We start from the raw sequence: 18218 nt of genomic DNA, 5'->3' as shown, positions 1-18218 counted from the left end.
TTTTTTATGGACGCGACCAATGATTGGGTTACGGTCGAAGCCGTTCTTATAACTGCGAGTGATTTGACAAACAAAGTCTCCAAGCGAGCATCGGCGCATGCTTGAAACGCTCGAAGGATGGGAGTACCGTCTGCGCCTTAGAAGGGCACCTCTGGTGCAACCGTGTGCGGGGCAAATGCTCCGAAGCGGTGCAGCAGAGAGGCTAGAAAGCGAATCCAGTAGTCTGCGCCGGGCCGTTGCCCCGCCTGCTACGCCAACCTAATTCTGGCGCCGTTTGCCCACATGCCAAAAACCAGTGCCACGCTGCTGATAATCGATGATGACGAAGTAGTGCGCGCGAGCCTCGCGGCCTATTTGGAAGACAGTGGTTTCAGCGTCTTGCAGGCCAGTAACGGTCAGCAGGGTCTTCAGGTATTCGAGCAAGACACGCCCGACTTGGTCATCTGCGATCTGCGCATGCCGCAGATGGGCGGTCTCGAACTCATCCGTCAGGTCACTGAGCGGTCGCCGCAGACACCGGTGATCGTGGTCTCGGGCGCCGGCGTGATGAACGACGCAGTCGAGGCCCTGCGCCTGGGTGCGGCGGATTACCTGATCAAGCCTCTCGAAGATCTGGCCGTGCTCGAGCACTCCGTGCGCCGGGCCCTGGATCGTGCGCGCCTGCTGCTGGAAAACCAGCGCTACCGCGAGAAACTGGAAAAGGCCAACCGCGAACTCGAAGCCAGTCTGAACCTGCTCCAGGAAGACCAGAATGCCGGTCGCCAGGTGCAGATGAACATGCTGCCGGAAAGTCCGTGGGCCATCGATGAATTCAGGTTCGCGCACCAGATCATCCCGTCGCTGTACCTGTCGGGTGATTTTGTCGACTACTTCCGGGTCGACGAGCGCCGGGTGGCGTTCTACCTGGCGGACGTTTCCGGTCATGGCGCCTCTTCGGCGTTCGTCACCGTTCTGTTGAAGTTCATGACCACGCGCTTGCTGTTCGAATCCAAGCGCAATGGCACGCTGCCGGAATTCAAGCCTTCGGAAGTTCTCGGTCATATCAACCGCGGGCTGATCAGTTGTAAGCTGGGTAAACACGTCACAATGGTCGGTGGAGTCATCGACGAGGAGACCGGTTTGTTGACCTATAGCATCGGCGGCCATCTGCCGTTGCCTGTGTTGTACACGCCTGACAGTGTTCGCTACCTCGAGGGGCGCGGTCTGCCGGTGGGGCTTTTCAACGAAGCCACCTACGAAGACCACGTGCTTGAGCTGCCACCGACGTTCAGCCTGACGCTGATGTCTGATGGCATTCTGGATCTTTTGCCAGAGCCCACACTCAAAGAGAAAGAAGCCGCTTTACCGCAAAAGGTGAAGTCGGCGGGCGGCAGCCTGGATGGTCTGCGGCAGGTTTTTGGATTGGCCACGCTAGGGGAGATGCCGGATGATATCGCCCTGTTGGTGTTGAGCAGGAATCTTTGATGAGTACCGGTAGAATCCAGTTCGCCGAGCAGGACGGCACCTTCGTCCTGAAGTTCGTCGGTGAAGTTCGCCTGACCCTGTGTTCGGCGTTGGATGCGACTATTGAAAAAATCTTCACCGCGCTGAATTTCAACGCGATCGTGATCGATTTGACCGAAACCCGCAGCATCGACAGCACCACGCTGGGCCTGCTGGCCAAGCTGTCGATCCTGTCGCGGCAGAAGGTCGGCCTGCTGCCGACCGTGGTCACCACCCACGAGGACATCACCCGTCTGTTGCAGTCGATGGGTTTCGAGCAGGTGTTCAATATCGTCAACCATCCCGTGCCGTGCCCGGAATGCCTCGATGACCTGCCGGATCAGGATCAATCCGAAGAGGTGGTGCGGATCAAGGTGCTCGAAGCGCACAAGATCCTCATGGGCCTGAATGACTCCAACCGCGAAGCCTTCCATGACCTGGTCAATGCCCTCGAACGGCACTGATCAGCCAGTCCGCGAGGCACAAAAAAGGGCGAACCTGTGAGGGTTCGCCCTTTTTGCGTTTGTGCTTGACCGATTACAGCTTGGCTTGCAGCAGCGCCTCGAGTTTTTCCTGGTCGCGGGCAAACTGACGGATGCCTTCAGCCAGTTTCTCGGTGGCCATCGCGTCCTCGTTGGACAACCAGCGAAATTGTGCTTCGTTGAGGCTCAGGCGCGCTTCGCCGGCATGGCCCGGAGCGAGCTTGCGTTCCAGCTTGCCGGTGTCGGCCGCCAGTTTCTCGATCAGATCCGGGCTGATGGTCAGGCGATCGCAGCCGGCCAGTTGTTCGATCTGGCTGAGGTTACGGAAGCTCGCACCCATGACCACGGTCTTGTAGTCATTGGCCTTGTAGTAGTTGTAGATGCGTGTCACGGACTGCACGCCCGGATCATCGGCACCGGTGTAGTCGTTGCCGTTGGCCTTCTTGTACCAGTCGTAGATGCGGCCCACGAACGGCGAGATCAGGAATACGCCGGCATCGGCGCAGGCAGCGGCCTGAGCGAAGGAGAAGAGCAGGGTCAGGTTGGTCTGGATGCCTTCCTTCTCGAGGATCTCGGCGGCGCGGATGCCTTCCCAGGTCGAAGCGATCTTGATCAGTACGCGGTCACGGCCGACGCCGGCCTTGTCATACAGCTCGATCAGGCGGTGGGCGCGTTTGAGCACCGCGTCCTGGTCGAACGACAGACGCGCATCCACTTCAGTGGAAATGCGCCCCGGAATGACCTTGAGGATTTCCTGGCCGACCGCGACGCCGAAACGGTCGCTGGCCAGGCCGACATCGCCCTTGCAGTCGCCGACACTGGCGTTCAGCAGTTCGGCGTAGGCCGGGATGGCGGCTGCCTTGAGCAGCAGGGAAGGGTTGGTGGTAGCGTCGACCGGTTTGACCCGGGCAATCGCTTCGAAGTCGCCGGTGTCGGCCACGACGGTGGTGAACTGTTTGAGTTGTTCCAGCTTGGAAGTCATGAGCGTGCTCTGTCCTATGGGTCTGGTGACATTACCCGAGCGCCGACAGCCACTCAAGGGCATGTCGGCGTATCGAGCGCCCCGGCGGCAACAACCTGAAAACGGCTGTTTGAAAGGCGGGGTGCGTTATCGATCAATACGATGCCAAAAAGAACCACAGGTTCAAAGCAACTGACCCGCTGCACCCCTTAATCGGCGTTCAAATGAATCGAGGCCGCCGTTTGGGCCGGTTTGGGCTGGCCGTCGGAGGTCAGCAGGCCGAAATTCTTCTCCCGGTCGTTGCTGCCCGACTCGCTGTTCTTCCATTCATAAATCGACGTCAGCGGAATGTTGAGTTTTTTAACATCGGCGATGAACGCAGAGATTTTACTGGCTTGCCCTTCCGGCCCACCGTTGGAGGCGAGCGCCGAGATGCCCCATTCACTGATGACGCCCGGCAGACGGAAGTTTTGCTGGATGAAGGTCTGCGCGTTGCTGATCTGCGTCGCCGTCATGCCGTAAGGGTGGTAGGAAATGGCGTCCAGGCACTGGGGATACGTGCCGAGGATGCTGTTGAGGGCCACGGTCGAGGCGGAACCGGCCGTCGGTGGGCGGGCAAAACCGAAGCCCACCAGAGGCGTCGATTGCGGTTTGCCCTGCAGCGTCTTGCACATGGCCGTCATGAACGGCACGAAAGTGTTTTTGAAGTCTCCGGTGGGCCAGTAGGTGTCGAGGTCCGGCTCGTTCCAGATTTCGATGCCCAACAGTTGCGTGCTCCAGGCTTGCTCCAGACCGGTCACCGCGTTGGCGAAGGCTTCACCGGCGCTCGCCAGGTCACCGGTCAACGGTTTGGTGGCGCGTACGGTCATCAGCACCGGCAAACCGGCGGACCGCGCCGTCGCAAAGGCATCGCTGATCTGTTTCTGGTAGGCCTTGGCGCCGAGGCTGTCGCTCCACACGCCGAAGCGCACGAAACTGAATCCGGCCGCTTTGATCTGCTCGGCGTCGGCCGGGGTGAAGTTCTGGATCTTGACCTGCACACCGATGGTTCTGCCGGGCAAGGACGGGAACAACGCACTGGCCTGAACTTGAGCGGTAGCACTGAGCATCAACAAGGCGGTACCCAGATATTTGAGATGTGCTGATTTCATGTCGGCTCTCCTGATGAGAATGACATCTAGCGAATAGTTATCTCGTTACACAGGTTTTGAGGACGATAAAGATACTAAGTGCACGAATGTTATTTTTTGTCGGAAAACGCTCGCCTGAAAATCACAGTTATTTTTAGTCCGGTAATTCTGGTTGGGGGACTTTTAATGGCCGTGGTACTTAATGCACCGGTATTAAGGGTGAATCTATTTCCGAGTGAAGGAAGGTCTTGCGGGTTCATTCGAATTGGCAAGGCATGTTGGCCGATTGACATTACACGGGAAAGTAAACCTTGTTCAAAAAGATTCTTGTCGTTTGCGTAGGCAATATCTGCCGAAGTCCGACAGCGGAACTTCTGTTGCGCAATGCATTGGCACCCTCGGCGATCAGCGTGACCTCCGCAGGCCTGTCTGCGCGGGTCGGCGAAGCCATGGAGTCGACCGCGTGCCAGGTGCTGGAAGAGCGCGGGCACAGTGCCGAAGGGTTCAAGGCACGGCAACTGACAGCGGACATCGTCAATGAATCAGACCTGATTCTGGTGATGGAAAAACAACATGTTAATCAAGTACTGAAGATTGCCTCTCACGCCAGGGGCAAAGTGTTTCTGCTGGGCAAGTGGCAGAGCGAACGAGAAATACAGGACCCGTATCGTCAGGGGCAGGCCGCTTTTATTCATGCCCATGCATTGATTGAAGATGCTGTCAGCTCATGGGCGCAACGCTTGGCGCGTTGATGAATATTCTTCAGTTCAGTGAATGGTAAGAAAGACTTATGCAGTTACCGTCAGTAATCGGCACCCGCGACAACGATCAAGACAGTATTGATCTTCTCGGCATCTTCGGCAGCCTGATCGATCAGAAATGGTTGATCGGTGCGTTCACCGGCGCGTTCATGATGACCGGTGTGGCCTATGCGATTTTGGCCACGCCGGTGTATCTGGCCAACGCACTGGTGCAGGTCGAACCGAAAAAGAACGACATGCTCGGTTTTTCCGACCTCAACAGCATGCTCGGCGGGCAATCGCCGTCGGTGACCGAAATCGGCATCATCAAATCCCGCGCGGTGATCGGCAAAACGGTCGACGATCTGCGCCTGGACATCGACGTCACCCCCAACACCTTCCCGCTGATTGGCGGTTTTCTTGCTCGTCGCTTTCGCGGTGAGACCGAACTCAGCGTCGCACCGCCGCGTTTCGGCCTGAGCAGCTACGCCTGGGGCGGTGAGCGTCTGGAGTTTGCAAAGCTCAATCTGCCCAAAGAACTGCTGGGCAAGAAACTCACGTTGATCGCCGGCGAACAACATCGTTTCCAGCTGTTGGACGACAACGACAACCTGCTGGTCGACGGTGTGGCGGGCGAAGCTTTTGCGCAGGACGGTGTAGAAGGGCGGGTTGAGCAACTGCTGGCCAACCCCGGGACCCGTTTCGAAGTGGTGCGCTATCCACGGATCGTGACCATTCAGGGCTATCAGGACGCGCTGGACATCTCCGAGCAAGGCAAGGAGTCGGGGATCATCCGTCTGGCCCTGGCCAGCAGCGACGCGGCCGAAGCGGTGAAGATCCTCAACAAGATCGCCGCGCTGTACGTGGATCAAAACGTGCGCCGCACCTCGGCCGAAGCGGCGCAGAGCCTGGCGTTCCTGCAAAGCCAGTTACCGCAGGTCAAGCGCGATCTGGCCAAGGCCAGCGACGCGCTCAACGCCTACCAGACCCACGGCAAAACGGTGAACATCTCGCTGGAAACCCAATCGGTGCTCGGTCAGTCCGTGGCGCTTGAAACGCGGATTTCCGAGCTGAAACTGCAACAGGCGGAGATGGACCGCAAGTTCACCAAACAGCACCCGGCCTACCGCGCGCTGATGACCCAGATTGGCGAATTGACCCAGCAACAGCGTTCGCTGGAAGGCAAGGTTCAGGACCTGCCGGCCACACAACAGGAACTGCTCAACCTGACCCGCGATGTCGAAGTCGCCTCGCAGATCTACACCCAGTTGCTGAACAAATCCCAGGAGCTGGACATCGTCCGCGCCGGCGCTGTCGGCAACGTGCGCCTGGTGGATACGGCGGATGTCGATCTGACCAGCCCGGTCAAACCGAAAAAAGCCCTGATCGTGTTGATCGCCACCTTCCTCGGCGCCTTCGTCGGCGTGGCGCTGGTGCTGTTGCGCAAATCCCTGAGCAAGGGGCTGGAAGGGCCGGAAGGCATCGAGCAGCTCGGCTTGCCGGTCTACGCTTCGATTCCCTACAGCGCCCTGCAACAGGAAGAGGACAGCAAGAAAGTCCGGGCCAAAGTCGCGGCGGACACGCCGGCGTATCTGCTGGCCCTGCGCAACCCGACGGACCTGTCCATCGAATCGATCCGCAGCCTGCGTACCTGCCTGCACTTCGCGGCGCTGGATTCGACCAACAACCGCATCATGATTTCCGGCCCGAGCCCGCAGGTCGGCAAGACCTTCGTCTCTTCCAACCTCGCAGCGGTCATGGCGCAGAGCGGGCAGCGCGTGGTGCTGATCGACGCCGACATGCGCAAGGGGCATCTGCACAAAACGCTGAACACGCCGATCACCAACGGCTTGTCGGATCTGCTGGTCAAGCGCTGCACCCTCGATCAGGCGATCAACAAGGTCGAGGTCGACAACCTGCATTTCATCAGCCGTGGTCAGGTTCCGCCCAACCCTTCCGAGCTGTTGATGCACGCCAATTTCCGCGACCTGCTGGCGCAACTCAGCGAGCGCTATGACGTGGTGATCATCGACACGCCACCGCTGCTGGCGGTGACCGATGCGGCGATTGTCGGTCGCGAGGCCGGCATCAGCCTGATCGTCGCGCGGTTCGGGGTGAATCCGGCCAAAGAGATCGAGATGACGATTCGGCGTTTCGCCCAGAACGGTATTGAGTTGAAAGGCGCGGTGTTCAACGGCGTCGAGAAGCGCGCGGCCAGCTATTACGGCAACGGCAGCTATTACAACTACGAATACGCGTCCGACCAGTCCTGAAATTCAGCGACGGTCCTTACAGGCATGAAAGTGGGTGGGTTGTGAAAAAAATACTGCACGTGGCGGAAACGATCAAAGGTGGGGTGGCGACGGTCATCCGCACAATTTCGGCGGCTCCCGAAGACGGGCGCTATGAGCTGGTGTATCTGGTCCCGCTAGACCAAAAGAACGAGCTGCACGGCATCGATGAACAACAGATTCGCACCTTCGCCCGAAGCGGACGGAATGTGCCGTCGCTGCTGCGTTTTGCCTGGCAACTGGCGCGGGTGCTGCTCAAGGAAAAACCCGACGTGGTGCATTTGCACAGCACTTTTTCCGGGGTGATCGGCCGTTGCGTGTGCGTGCTCCTGCGGCCGTGGCGCAAGCCGAAAATCGTCTACTGCCCGCATGCGTTTTCGTTCCTGATGGAAAGCTCGCCGATCAAGCAGAAAGTCTATGCGTGGATCGAACGGGTGCTGCAGAAGGTCACGGACAAAATCATTTGCGTCAGCCAGTTCGAACTGGACAAGGCGGCGAAATTTGGCATCGAGCGCCAGCGCATGACGCTGATCTACAACGGCATCGATCACAAGCATGAAGAACGCAAGGTGGTTGATCCGGCACCCATTCATCTGCTGTTCGTCGGTCGCCTCGACTACCAGAAAGGCTTCGACGTATTGCTCAAGGCCTACAGCGAAGCAAAGCGCAGTGACCTGAAACTGACGGTGGTGGGCAGTGCGGTGAACGAGGACGTCGTCGAGTGTCCGCCGCTGGACGGGGTGGAGTACCTGCCCTGGGTGACGCCAACCGAGGTGCACGCGCTGTATCAGAAAGCCGATGCGCTGATCGTCCCCAGTCGCTGGGAAGGCTTTGCCATGGTGCCGCTGGAAGGCATGGCGCTGGGCCTGCCGGTGATTGCCAGCGACTGCACGTCGTTGCCCGAACTGGTCACCCATGGCGTGTCCGGTTACGTGTTCCCCGCCGGTGACCACCAGGCGCTGGCCGATCGGCTGAAGAAAATCCAGAAGCCTGCGTTGTCGGCGCTCGGCATCGAAGGCCGGCGCATCGTTCGCGAGCGTTTCAGCGCCGCGTTGATGATCCGCCAGACCTACGACGTGTATTCCGCTCCCTCTTATTAAGTAGAACTCCGCTCATGAACGTAACGATTTTGCATGGCTACAGTGCCTCCAACTCCGGTGATGGTCTGCTGGTCGATCTGGCCATTGCTTTGGTGCAGCGCAACTTTGGCGAAGACACCGCGATCAGTGTGGTGGCTTCCGATCCGGACTCTTTCAAGTACCTGCCGCACCCGCGTTTCGAGGCGCCAGTGATGGCGGCCAAGGGTTTTGGCCGGGTCAAGCAGGCGGTGTTTCTCAATCAGTCCTACGCGGGGTTGGCGGATCTGCTGAAGAAAACCGATCTGATCGTCGGCGTCGGCGGCGGCTACATGCGCTCGAAAAGTGCCTTCGAGCACATCAAGCTGAAGCTCGGCCACGCCAAGCAACTGGAAACCGCGATCCTCAGCAAAGTGCCGTCGGTGTACCTGCCGCAAAGCATCGGGCCGTTCCACGGCGACAGCGACAAGATCGTCGGCCACTACGCCAGCGCCGATGCGGTGTTCGTGCGCGATAACCGCTCCTCGGCATTGTTCGATGCCTGTGAAAATGTCTACCGCGCGCCGGACCTCGCGGTGCAGGCCCTGGCCGGCAAGATCCTCCAGCAACCCAAGTTCACCCGCTGCGCCTCGACGCCGGCCACGGTGTGCGTGGTGCTGCGCAAGCCGCCGGCCTGGAGCAAGGAAAAGAAGCTGGCCTACGTGGCCAACCTGAAGGTGCTGCTGCAGCGCTTGAAGAACAAAAGCAAAGTGGTTTGCGCCGTACAGAGCGCCGTGCGCGGTAACGATGACGGCGCGTTCTATCGCGAACTGGGCATCACCGAAGACCTGTTGCCATTGAAGGCCACGCTGGCCAAATACCAACCGGACCTGGTGATTTCCGTACGCCTGCACGGCGCGATCGAATCGCTGCTCTCGGGGGTGCCGGCGTATCACATCAGCTATGAACGCAAAGGCTTCGGCGCCTATCAGGACATGGGCGTCGAGGACTGGGTCATCAACGGCGGTGACATCAATGTCGACACCATCATCGACACGGTTTACGCGCCTGACGCGCTGTCGAATTTCGGCAAGCGCCTGACCGACACCTGCCGCGAGATCGAGGCGAAAACCGTGGCCATGGACGACATCATCAAGGGCGTCATTCGATGATATTCCGGCTGTTGCTGCGCGGCGGGGCACTGGGCGCGAAGTTCTTGCTGGTGCTCGCCATCACCCATTACCTCGGTTACGAGGCGCTGGGTTTTTACGGCGTGGTGGGCGCGGCATCGTTGATCGCGTCGAAGTTCTACAGCGTCGGTTTCAGTTCCGAGATCAACCGGCTGATCAGCGTGGGCGGCAGTTCGCGCCGGGTCGTCGACAAGGTGCTGTTGCTGTACCTGGCCGTGGGCTTGGCGTTGTCGGTGCTGACGGTGGTGATTTATTCACTGTTCCAGTCGGTGGAAGCGACTACCGCGTTGATTGCCTGCGTGACGCTGGTGCTGCTCACCGAGCACCTGTCGTTCGAGATCAACTCGTTCGTGTTTTCCGCCCAGAAAGCCACGGCGGGGGCGCTGCTGTTTTTCATCAAGACCGGACTTTGGGCGCTGCTGGCCGTGGGCGGGATGGCGCTCGGCTGGGTCTCGGGAATCGCCAGCGTGTTGTGGCTGTGGGTCATCGCCAACGGGCTGGTGATCGTCGCCGGTTACCTGATCGTGGTGAAGGTTCATCGCGGGCGGGAAGAGGGGACGCTGGCCACCGCCGCTGTGTGGAAAGCCGGGTTGCCGTTTTACCTGGGCACCGGCCTGATCGCACTGAGTCAATACGCCGAGCGCTTTCTGATCATCGACCTTGAACCCTACGCCAGCCTCGGTAAATACGTGTACGCGTGGTCGGCGGCCAATACCTTGCAGGCGCTGTCCTACGCGGTGGTGGCGGTGGTCGGCATTCCGCTGCTCGCCAAGCGGTATCAGGCCGATCAGCAACCGTTCACGGTCAGGCAGTTGTTCGTGAACAAATGGGTCGCGCGTTCGCTGGCGGTTTCGGCGGTGGTCGCGGTGGGCATTTATCTGTTCTTCAACGTGGTGCTCGATTATGTCGCCACCAGCGTTCCGCGCCCGGACAACGGCATCCTCTTGGTGCTGATTTTCTCCTTCGCCCTGCGTGCCATTGGCGACATCGTCTGGGGCGGCTTGATCGCGTCGAAAAACAGTCGAGTGTCCCTCGCCAGCGCGGCCATTTGTCTGCTGGTTTCAGTGCCGGTCAGTTACCTGCTGATCAAGCACTGGTCGATCTACGGCGCGGCCTGGGGCAACGTCTTCGCGATCATCGTGCAGCTCGCCGTGATCGCACTGCTGACTCGCGCCACGCGGGCGAAAAAGGCTGTCGTGTCATGGGTCTGAAGTTGCCGTGCATCGAGTTTCGTGGCCGCCGACTCGATTCGTCGCTGTCGTTCCTGATCCTGTTCACCGGGCTGTTTCTGTCGGTGGCCATGCCGCTGCTGGTGCCGCGCGATCCGGGCCCGGATGCGATGACCCTGTGGTCGTCCTATGCCCGGGCCGACAACTGTAATTTCTGGAACCCGTTCTCGCCGGATCGCTCATCCTACGAGTGTTCGGCATTCCTGCTGCGGCCCACCGGGATCAACCTGACCAACGCCTGGGCCTATGGGATGTTCTGCAACTTTTTCCTCACCGCGATTCCCGTGGTGGTGTTCCGGCGCATGCCGCTGACCATCTTCGGCACCCTGTGCCTGTGGGGCATCGTGCGTTCGTTTTTCCTGGAAAACCTGACCAAGGAAATCATCGTGTCGGTGGCGGTGCTGAGCATTCTGTTCAGCTCGCTGACGCGCAAATATCGCGGCGGATTTTTTCTGTCGGCGGTGATCTATGGCGTGCTGATCCGGCCCTACTGGATTCTGTTTTCGCTGTCCTGGGTCGGCGTCTGCGTGATGAAAAAATACGTCTCACGCATGACCTTCTTCCTGATGCTGTTCCTGTTCTATCTCGCGGTTGCCATGGCGATCCAGTTGGCGTTGGGCTTTCCGGTGTCGTCGATTCGCGCCAGCAACAACGAGCTGCGCACGGCGGGCGAGGAGGGTTCCAAATCGCTGATCGTCTCGTGGCTCAGCGGCAGCGACTTCGTTTCGCAGGCCCTGGATTCGATGATCATTTTCTTCCGGTTGTCGTTCCCTGTTGAGCTGATCCTGCTGTCCGGGCCGGGTCAGGTGATCTTCGTGGCATTGATGATCATGACCGCGCTGCTGCTGTTCAAAGTCATCACCTCGACCGATTACAAGGGCGCGCCAATCCAGACCAAACCCAAGGAACTGATCGCGATTCCGCTGGCGTTCCTGCTGGTTCAAGGCCTGTTCGAACCGGACTTCGGCTCGTTCGCCCGACACTTTTCGATGGTGGTGCCGGTGCTGTTCGTGGGCCTGGGATTGATGCTTCGGGCGAACAAACCGGTGAAGGTTGAATCAAGAATTCTGAATTGAGGCAGGTGCTTTATGTCGAGCAAGAAAAAGTCCCTGGAGATCGAAACCCTGCGTGGCCTGGCGTGCCTGTTGCTGGTGCTTTATCACGTGATCGGGCCGTTGGGCGGTGGTTTGAAAATCGACATCGGCTCGCCGTTCCGGGTGATCGCCGATTCGATGGTGTACGTGCGCATGCCGCTGTTCACCTTCATCTCCGGCTACATCTATTCCCTCTACAAGATTCGCGGCAATGACTTTTCCGCGTTCTTCAGTGGCAAGGTGCGGCGCCTGATCGTGCCGCTGTTTTGTGTGGGGGTGCCGTTCTCGCTGTTGCAGGCGGTGGGGCCGGGGGTGAACAAGGATGTCAGCGTGATGGATGCGCTGTTGTCGTTTTATGTGCCGATCAACCACTTCTGGTTTCTGCAGGCGGTGTTCATCATTTTCATGTTCGTCGGCCTGCTGGAGTGGCGCGGTTTGTTGCGTACACCGACGCGCCTGTATCTGCTGTTCGCGTTCGCGGCGGCGGTGTTCCTGTTGCCGCCGTTTCCCGTGGATGCGTTCGGCATCAACGGGGCGATTTATCTGCTGCCGTTCTTCGTGGCGGGCATGATCGGCCAGGAAAAAGTCAGCGAGCTGAAGCAGACGTTCAAGGTGATCGGCCCGCTGGTGTTTGTGCTGATCTCGCTGACGCTGCTGTACGTGGCGGCGGTGGATCGCGAGTTGATCGTCGACCGCCGCAGCCTGATCGGCCTGACGGTGGGCTGTGTGTCGTGCATCGCCTTGCTGTCGAGTGACATGCGTTCGAAGGCGTTGACCTGGCTTGGCGGTTATTCCTATGCGATTTTCCTCTTTCACGTGTTGTTCGCCGCCACGTCGCGTTCGATTCTCGGCCGCCTGGGTGTGAAAGACGAAAGCGTGCTGGTGTTCTGCGGCGTGACGTGTGGCTTGCTCGGGCCGGTGTTGTTGTCGATGATTTTCAGCCGGTTCAACTTCACCTCCGTGCTGTTTCTCGGCGAACGTGCGGTGACGAAAAAGAAGCCGGCGGCGACCATTGCCCCGGTGGCGCAGACCCGATGAAGGAAGCGATTGATGTTGGCTGTTGATGATGTGCCGCCGGTGGCGGCGTCGGTGGTGCAAATCGGTGACGCTCGCGAACGGTTTGGCCAGTGGCGCGAGGGCAAGGTCGGCAAGGTGTTGTCGATCTCGGTGATCGGCGACAGTTACAGCGCCGGGCAGGATTTCTACCTGAACAGACTGGTGCAGCGGGTGGCCGGTGAAGTCGGGTTTGCCGGGCCGGGTTATGTCGGCTTCAACCACGGCGCAGCGCTGGGCGGCACGCACTTCAAGTACACCCGCAGCAGCGAGAAATACTTCGGCGGCGACTGGCAGGTGTCCGGCCTCGGGCAGGCCAGCCCCGACAGCCGCACGGTCACCGGCCGGCCCGGCGCCTGGCTGCAAGTCGAGGCCAGCCCGACGCCTGCCATCAACACCGAGGTCACTCAGGCGAAACTGCTCTACCTCGGCAACGGTGAGTCCAGTGAGTTGCGTTATCGCTGGTCGCCCTCCGCCGACTGGCAGCCGTTGAAACTCGCGGGCGAGGGCGTTCAGGAAGTTCCGCTGTCCGGCACATCGGCAGCGACCGATTGGGCCTTCAGACTGGAAGTGCTGAAGGGCGCGCCGACGCTGTTCGGCCTGTGGCTGAGCAACGATCAGAACGGCGTTCGGGTATCGAAACTGGCCGCGTCCGGCGCAGCGTCCGCAGATTTCTACCACGACGATGCGCGCTGGCAGGCGCAGTGGAAAACCGTGGTGTCGAAGATTCCCGCCGACATTTACCTGATCATGCTCGGTGGCAACGACCAGGGTTTTGGCGTGAAGCCCGAGCAGTATCTGAATAACGTTCAGGGGCTGGTCGGCATGCTCCGCGAGATTCAACCGGCGGCGAGCATCAACCTGATCCTGCGTCAGGACACCACCCGCTCCAGCGCGTATCCGATGTCGGCTTATGCGCAGGTCATCGAGCCCTGGGCCCGTGAGCAGCATCTGGGTTATGCCAATCTGCAATGCGCGTTCGGCACGGACGTCAAAGGCTACGCCGCGGCCATGATCGGGCCGGACAAGATTCATCCGCTACCGGCCACGGGCGGGCGGGTGATTGCCGATTACTTCTATCGTTGGGTCGTGGGCGGACAGCAAAAGGTCTCGCCACAGGACCAGTGTGGCGAGACCTCGAAGTAGCGGTCAGTTGTCGAACAGATCCAGATGGCTCAGCAGCTCTGCGGTTTTCTGCGGCATCAACTGCGTCACGCAGCGGGTTTCCACGTTGACGATGATCACCGGTTCGTTGCAGCAGATCCGCACCCGAAATCGCCAGTCGCTGAAAATCATCTTCAGGCCGTCGCGGTCATCGACCTCCAGCGCCTGTTCGCCGTAGATCCGTTTCAGGTGGGCGAGCAGGGGCCAGGGATCGCGCATCGGTCGGCGTATGTCCCCGGAGGAGGGAAACACGCCGATGCGATCGACCAGCAGCAGGGTGCCCAGCCACGGGCCGTTGGCGCTGGGCAATGGCTGATGGCGGGATAACCAGCTCATCACCCCGAGGTTGTCCACCTCACGTTCAATCTCTGCGGAATGTTGTGCAATGTTCATGGTTGCCTCGTTGGATGTGCGTGCTGCGATGGATCAGTGGGGCCGCTCAGCGGCCCTTCAGGTAAACGTTTTCGTAGCAGAAGTTGGTCGCCTGCAGGTAACCCTCGGCGTCGCCGCAGTCGAAGCGCAGGCCCTTGAATTTGTAGGCCAGCACGCAACCGTTCTGCGCCTGTTTCATCAGGGCGTCGGTGATCTGGATTTCGCCGCCCTTGCCTGGCTCGGTGTCGGCGATCAGGTCGAAGATGTCGGGCGTGAGGATGTAGCGACCGATGATCGCCAGGTTCGACGGCGCGTCTTGCGGGGCCGGTTTTTCCACCATGTGGTTGACCCGGTAGATGCCCTCGGAAATTGCCTCGCCAGCGATCACGCCGTACTTGTGGGTCTGGTCGCGCGGGACTTCCTGGATGGCGACGATCGAGCAGCGGAATTTCCTGTAGAGCTCGATCATCTGCGTGAGCACGCCGTCGCCTTCCAGGTTCAGGCACAGGTCGTCCGCCAGCACCACGGCGAACGGCTCGTCGCCGATCAGCGGACGACCGCTGAGAATCGCGTGGCCCAGGCCTTTCATTTCCACCTGACGGGTGTAGGAGAAGGTGCAGGTGTCGATCAACTCGCGAGTGCCGGCCAGGAACTTCTCTTTCTCGGTGCCGCGAATCTGGTGTTCGAGTTCGTAGCTGATGTCGAAGTGGTCTTCCAGTGCGCGCTTGCCCCGTCCGGTAACGATGGCCATGTGTTGCAGGCCGGCATCCCGTGCTTCTTCGACGGCGTATTCGATCAACGGTTTGTTGACGATCGGCAGCATTTCCTTGGGCATGGCTTTGGTGGCCGGCAAGAAACGCGTGCCATAACCGGCAGCGGGGAACAAACATTTACGGATCATAAAAGTTTCCTGGTCATTCATGGCGCACTGCCATCGTTTATTGCAATAACGAAAAGTTGCAAGTTATTGAAGCTGTACTTTAATACCTGACTCGGGAGATGAGTGGCAAATAGCAATGAGTGTAAAACACGACAATGTTATGAGATGTCGGGTTAACGGTTATTGGTTATTTTTAGTCGGCATCTGTTGATAGTGATGACTGCGCGGGAGTGCTAATAAGTACCAGGCAATACAGTTTGGCTTGTAAAAATATTTATAGCCAGTGATTGAACTGTTTTTGTTTCTGGTTGTTGTCGCCCTGTTTGTGTGAATCAAGACACACATTAAACAAACAGCGCTTGACACGCGAGTTGGCACTTTTCCCACTATGGACCGCGCTATGAAGATTCTGGTAACGGGTGGCGCCGGCTATATCGGCTCGCACACCACACTTGCACTACTTGAAGCAGGTTATGAAGTTGTAGTTCTGGATAATCTTTGCAACAGCAGCGACGCCGCCTTGCACGCGGTGGAAGCCATTTGCGGCAAAAGTGCGCTGATGATTCGCGGGGATGTCTGTGACCGGGCCTTGCTGGACCGGATTTTCCAGCAGCACGCCATTGATGCCGTGCTGCATTTCGCCGGGCTAAAGGCCGTGGGTGAAAGCGTGCGCAAGCCGCTCGAATACTACGAAACCAACGTCAGCGGCAGCATCACGCTGTGCCAGGCGATGGCAGCGGCGGGGGTGTTCCGGCTGGTGTTCAGCTCGTCCGCCACGGTCTACGGCGAGCCTGAGCAGATGCCGATCCGCGAGGATTTCCCGACCGGCACTCCGACCAATCCCTACGGCCAGTCCAAGCTGATCGTCGAGAACGTGCTGCGCGACCTGTGTCAGTCCGAACCGCGCTGGAGCATTGCGCTGCTGCGCTACTTCAACCCGATCGGTGCCCATCACAGCGGCATGATGGGCGAGGACCCCAACGGCATCCCCAACAATCTGGTGCCTTACATCAGCCAGGTGGCGGTCGGCAGCCTCAAGGAATTGTCGATCTTCGGCGACGATTACCCGACCGTCGACGGCACCGGCGTGCGTGACTACATCCACGTCGTCGACCTGGCGGACGGGCACCTGAAAGCCCTGCAAACCATCGCCGGGCGCACCGGCATTCATACCTGGAACCTCGGCACCGGCGACGGCTACAGCGTGTTGCAGGTGCTGCGGGCTTTCGAACAGGCCTGTGGGCAGCCGGTGCCTTACCGGGTGATGCCACGGCGGTCCGGGGACATTGCCGAGAGCTGGGCCGACGCCTCCAAGGCGGCAAAAGAGCTCGGCTGGAAAGCCACGCGCAACTTGCAGGACATGGTCACCGATACCTGGCGCTGGCAATCGAATCATCCCCGGGGTTATCAGGGATGATGGCGTTTTAGTGCAATGTTAGTTTCAGTCAGGTTGTTAGATATCGTCGGGAAATTAGACTGGCAATGCCTTTTGCAAGTCCGTAGATATAAACCTGCCGTTCGACTTTTATCAGTTGGGTAAGACTGTGAAAGAACAACGGATCATGTTCGCGCTTTTTGCGACTTGAACTCTACCACCTCTAACCAGCACCCGATGTTCAGGTGCGATGTTAGAAAGGAGTTGATATGAAAAAAGTGATGGCGATTGCCCTGTTGACGATGTTGAGCAACTGGGCATCCGCAGCTGAAGCGCCGCTTACAGCAGTGACCAATGTATCTGGCAGTGTTGCGGCTTCTACAGCGCCCGCTGCCAGTACTGCCATGGTCGCCAGTGCTGTCGCGGCGTCCAACAGTGGTGGAAGTGCCAACGGCGGTACAACGGGTACCACCGGTACCACGGGTACAACCGGCACGCACAACTAACTGAAGTCTCTGTTGGTGCAGTACAGGGTCGCCCGACGAAAGTCGGGTGACTTTGTTTTTGGATTCGCCCTTGAATAGCGTAGTGCCATTATGACCCGTCGTTTTTCTCTTTTATTGTTGGCAAGTATCGCTTTGCAAGGTTGCATGTTCTCCCCCGGCCAGTACCTGAGCACCAGTAGCATCACCCGCCAGGGCGCCAGCGAAAGCAGCCGGGTCGAGCTCATTCAGATCACCCCCAAACTAATCGCCATGAACCGCGCCACGTACAAGCGTGAGTCGGTGCCGGCGGAGTTGTTGGCGACCCCGGCCGAATACCGCATCGGCAGCAACGATGTGTTGTACATCACGGTCTGGGATCACCCCGAGCTGACCGCTCCCTCGGGTGCGCAACAGCAGATCGACGCCAACGGTCGTCTGGTGCGTTCCGACGGCACGCTGTATTACCCGTACATCAAGGAAGTCCAGGCCGCCGGCAAAACCATCCAGCAACTGCGTTCGGATATCGAGCAACGTCTCTCGGCGTTCATTGCCGAGCCGCAAGTGGATGTCGCGGTGCTGCGGTTCGCCAGCCAGAAAGTCGTGGTCTCGGGCGCCGTGACCAAGGCCGGTCCCCAGGCGATTTCGACCAACCCGCTGAGCGTGGTCGAAGCCCTCGGTTCGGCCGGTGTCGATACCAACAATGCCGACCTGTCCGGGCTGATGCTGACGCGCAACGGGCGGGTCTATTCGCTCAATCTCGACGCCCTCAATCAGCAGGATTCCGAATTGCAGAACGTCTACCTCAAGGGGGGCGATCAGCTGTATCTGCCGTACAACGACAACAAGCGCATCTACGTGATGGGCGAGGTCAACCAGCCCCGTGCGCTGAGTTTCAAGACCGCCACCATGAACCTGTCCGACGTGCTCGGCTCGGTCGGCGGCTTGAGCCAGACCACCTCCAACGGCAACGCCGTGTACGTGATTCGCGGGGTCGAAAACCTCGACGTGGAGCCGGCGAAAATCTACCAACTGGAAGCCGAGTCGCCGACCGCCATGGCGCTCGCTTCGCACTTCGAAGTGCGACCCCAGGACGTGGTCTATGTCGGGCCTGCCAACGTGACTCGCTGGAACCGCCTGATCAGCCAGTTGGTGCCGTCGGCATCGATTGTCGGGACCGGGGCTTCCGCTGCGAAGAACTGGAGCGAATACAGTAACAACAGCAAATAAGGCCGCCG

At 59.3% G+C, this 18218-nt stretch carries 17 protein-coding genes; 13 read left to right on the top strand and 4 right to left on the bottom strand.

The genetic code is table 11. The annotated features are described in order from the left end of the window. Positions 1 to 282 precede the first annotated feature (282 nt). Both rssB and rssC read left to right on the top strand, forming a co-directional pair. Positions 283 to 1464, top strand: coding sequence for a two-component system response regulator RssB (gene rssB / locus L6D81_RS19715; protein WP_041475374.1), 1182 nt, complete (start codon positions 283 to 285; stop codon positions 1462 to 1464). Further along, positions 1464 to 1946, top strand: coding sequence for an anti-sigma factor antagonist RssC (gene rssC, locus L6D81_RS19710; protein ID WP_003226553.1), 483 nt, complete (start codon positions 1464 to 1466; stop codon positions 1944 to 1946). The genes rssB and rssC overlap by 1 nt, the downstream gene beginning before the upstream one ends. 73 nt (positions 1947 to 2019) lie before the next feature. Here rssC and tal read toward each other — a convergent pair whose 3' ends face one another. Beyond that, positions 2020 to 2946 carry a transaldolase gene (gene tal / locus L6D81_RS19705; protein WP_129973235.1) on the bottom strand — a complete coding sequence of 309 codons (927 nt, stop codon included), beginning with the start codon at positions 2944 to 2946 and terminating at the stop codon, positions 2020 to 2022. Positions 2947 to 3134: 188 nt separating this feature from the next. Continuing rightward, entirely contained in the window at positions 3135 to 4076 is a 942-nt protein-coding gene (locus tag L6D81_RS19700; RefSeq protein ID WP_236181561.1) for a glycosyl hydrolase family 5, read from the bottom strand. Between the two features lie 290 nt (positions 4077 to 4366). Here L6D81_RS19700 and L6D81_RS19695 point away from each other — a divergent pair, with 290 nt between their 5' ends. The 8 genes from L6D81_RS19695 to L6D81_RS19660 are packed head-to-tail and all read left to right on the top strand — an operon-like array spanning position 4367 to position 13853. Then, entirely contained in the window at positions 4367 to 4807 is a 441-nt protein-coding gene (locus L6D81_RS19695) for a low molecular weight protein-tyrosine-phosphatase (RefSeq protein ID WP_236181560.1), read from the top strand. Positions 4808 to 4845: 38 nt separating this feature from the next. Next, complete coding sequence (locus L6D81_RS19690; protein WP_236181559.1) at positions 4846 to 7068, top strand: polysaccharide biosynthesis tyrosine autokinase; 2223 nt, start codon at positions 4846 to 4848, stop codon at positions 7066 to 7068. Between the two features lie 41 nt (positions 7069 to 7109). Beyond that, on the top strand, positions 7110 to 8186 hold the full coding sequence (locus tag L6D81_RS19685; protein ID WP_236181558.1) for a glycosyltransferase: 1077 nt from the start codon (positions 7110 to 7112) through the stop codon (positions 8184 to 8186). Between the two features lie 14 nt (positions 8187 to 8200). Beyond that, the gene (locus L6D81_RS19680; RefSeq protein ID WP_236181557.1) at positions 8201 to 9313 is read left to right on the top strand and encodes a polysaccharide pyruvyl transferase family protein; all 1113 of its coding nucleotides are present in this window, start codon (positions 8201 to 8203) and stop codon (positions 9311 to 9313) included. Then, the gene (locus tag L6D81_RS19675) at positions 9310 to 10542 is read left to right on the top strand and encodes an MATE family efflux transporter (RefSeq protein WP_236181556.1); all 1233 of its coding nucleotides are present in this window, start codon (positions 9310 to 9312) and stop codon (positions 10540 to 10542) included. Before L6D81_RS19680 ends, L6D81_RS19675 begins: the two co-directional genes overlap by 4 nt. Next, the gene (locus L6D81_RS19670) at positions 10533 to 11636 is read left to right on the top strand and encodes a hypothetical protein (protein ID WP_236181555.1); all 1104 of its coding nucleotides are present in this window, start codon (positions 10533 to 10535) and stop codon (positions 11634 to 11636) included. The genes L6D81_RS19675 and L6D81_RS19670 overlap by 10 nt, the downstream gene beginning before the upstream one ends. A gap of 12 nt (positions 11637 to 11648) precedes the next feature. Next, positions 11649 to 12692: an acyltransferase family protein gene (locus L6D81_RS19665; protein ID WP_236181554.1), complete on the top strand. Its 1044-nt coding sequence runs from the start codon at positions 11649 to 11651 to the stop codon at positions 12690 to 12692. Positions 12693 to 12704: 12 nt separating this feature from the next. After that, positions 12705 to 13853 (top strand): SGNH/GDSL hydrolase family protein, encoded by a 1149-nt coding sequence (locus L6D81_RS19660; protein WP_236181553.1) that lies wholly within the window; start codon positions 12705 to 12707, stop codon positions 13851 to 13853. A 3-nt stretch (positions 13854 to 13856) separates the two neighbouring features. Here the strand turns inward: L6D81_RS19660 and L6D81_RS19655 are convergent, their stop codons facing one another. Both L6D81_RS19655 and galU read right to left on the bottom strand, forming a co-directional pair. Continuing rightward, positions 13857 to 14264, bottom strand: coding sequence for a phosphohexomutase domain-containing protein (locus L6D81_RS19655; RefSeq protein ID WP_236181552.1), 408 nt, complete (start codon positions 14262 to 14264; stop codon positions 13857 to 13859). A 46-nt stretch (positions 14265 to 14310) separates the two neighbouring features. Further along, complete coding sequence (gene galU / locus L6D81_RS19650) at positions 14311 to 15144, bottom strand: UTP--glucose-1-phosphate uridylyltransferase GalU (RefSeq protein ID WP_236181551.1); 834 nt, start codon at positions 15142 to 15144, stop codon at positions 14311 to 14313. A 379-nt stretch (positions 15145 to 15523) separates the two neighbouring features. On the opposite strand from galU, the gene galE reads away from it, so the two are divergent. From galE to L6D81_RS19635, 3 genes are all read left to right on the top strand, one after another. After that, the gene (gene galE, locus L6D81_RS19645; RefSeq protein WP_236181550.1) at positions 15524 to 16540 is read left to right on the top strand and encodes a UDP-glucose 4-epimerase GalE; all 1017 of its coding nucleotides are present in this window, start codon (positions 15524 to 15526) and stop codon (positions 16538 to 16540) included. Positions 16541 to 16767: 227 nt separating this feature from the next. Beyond that, positions 16768 to 17004 carry a hypothetical protein gene (locus L6D81_RS19640; protein ID WP_003226528.1) on the top strand — a complete coding sequence of 79 codons (237 nt, stop codon included), beginning with the start codon at positions 16768 to 16770 and terminating at the stop codon, positions 17002 to 17004. A gap of 90 nt (positions 17005 to 17094) precedes the next feature. Continuing rightward, a complete protein-coding gene (locus tag L6D81_RS19635; RefSeq protein WP_309295823.1) occupies positions 17095 to 18210 on the top strand; it encodes a polysaccharide biosynthesis/export family protein in 1116 nt (371 codons plus the stop codon). The last annotated feature ends 8 nt before the right edge of the window (positions 18211 to 18218 follow it).

It is taken from the genome of Pseudomonas sputi, from assembly GCF_021603585.1.
Taxonomy (GTDB): Bacteria; Pseudomonadota; Gammaproteobacteria; order Pseudomonadales; family Pseudomonadaceae; genus Aquipseudomonas; species Aquipseudomonas sputi.
This window is presented reverse-complemented; position numbering and strand designations above follow the sequence as displayed.

Bases quoted from the DNA above. Each gene is read 5' to 3' on its own strand.
- rssB (WP_041475374.1), top strand. From the start codon at position 283: ATGCCAAAAACCAGTGCCACGCTGCTGATAATCGATGATGACGAAGTA.
- rssC (WP_003226553.1), top strand. From the start codon at position 1,464: ATGAGTACCGGTAGAATCCAGTTCGCCGAGCAGGACGGCACCTTCGTC.
- tal (WP_129973235.1), bottom strand. From the start codon at position 2,946: ATGACTTCCAAGCTGGAACAACTCAAACAGTTCACCACCGTCGTGGCC.
- L6D81_RS19700 (WP_236181561.1), bottom strand. From the start codon at position 4,076: ATGAAATCAGCACATCTCAAATATCTGGGTACCGCCTTGTTGATGCTC.
- L6D81_RS19690 (WP_236181559.1), top strand. From the start codon at position 4,846: ATGCAGTTACCGTCAGTAATCGGCACCCGCGACAACGATCAAGACAGT.
- L6D81_RS19680 (WP_236181557.1), top strand. From the start codon at position 8,201: ATGAACGTAACGATTTTGCATGGCTACAGTGCCTCCAACTCCGGTGAT.
- L6D81_RS19675 (WP_236181556.1), top strand. From the start codon at position 9,310: ATGATATTCCGGCTGTTGCTGCGCGGCGGGGCACTGGGCGCGAAGTTC.
- L6D81_RS19670 (WP_236181555.1), top strand. From the start codon at position 10,533: ATGGGTCTGAAGTTGCCGTGCATCGAGTTTCGTGGCCGCCGACTCGAT.
- L6D81_RS19665 (WP_236181554.1), top strand. From the start codon at position 11,649: ATGTCGAGCAAGAAAAAGTCCCTGGAGATCGAAACCCTGCGTGGCCTG.
- L6D81_RS19660 (WP_236181553.1), top strand. From the start codon at position 12,705: ATGTTGGCTGTTGATGATGTGCCGCCGGTGGCGGCGTCGGTGGTGCAA.
- L6D81_RS19655 (WP_236181552.1), bottom strand. From the start codon at position 14,264: ATGAACATTGCACAACATTCCGCAGAGATTGAACGTGAGGTGGACAAC.
- galU (WP_236181551.1), bottom strand. From the start codon at position 15,144: ATGATCCGTAAATGTTTGTTCCCCGCTGCCGGTTATGGCACGCGTTTC.
- galE (WP_236181550.1), top strand. From the start codon at position 15,524: ATGAAGATTCTGGTAACGGGTGGCGCCGGCTATATCGGCTCGCACACC.
- L6D81_RS19640 (WP_003226528.1), top strand. From the start codon at position 16,768: ATGAAAAAAGTGATGGCGATTGCCCTGTTGACGATGTTGAGCAACTGG.
- L6D81_RS19635 (WP_309295823.1), top strand. From the start codon at position 17,095: ATGACCCGTCGTTTTTCTCTTTTATTGTTGGCAAGTATCGCTTTGCAA.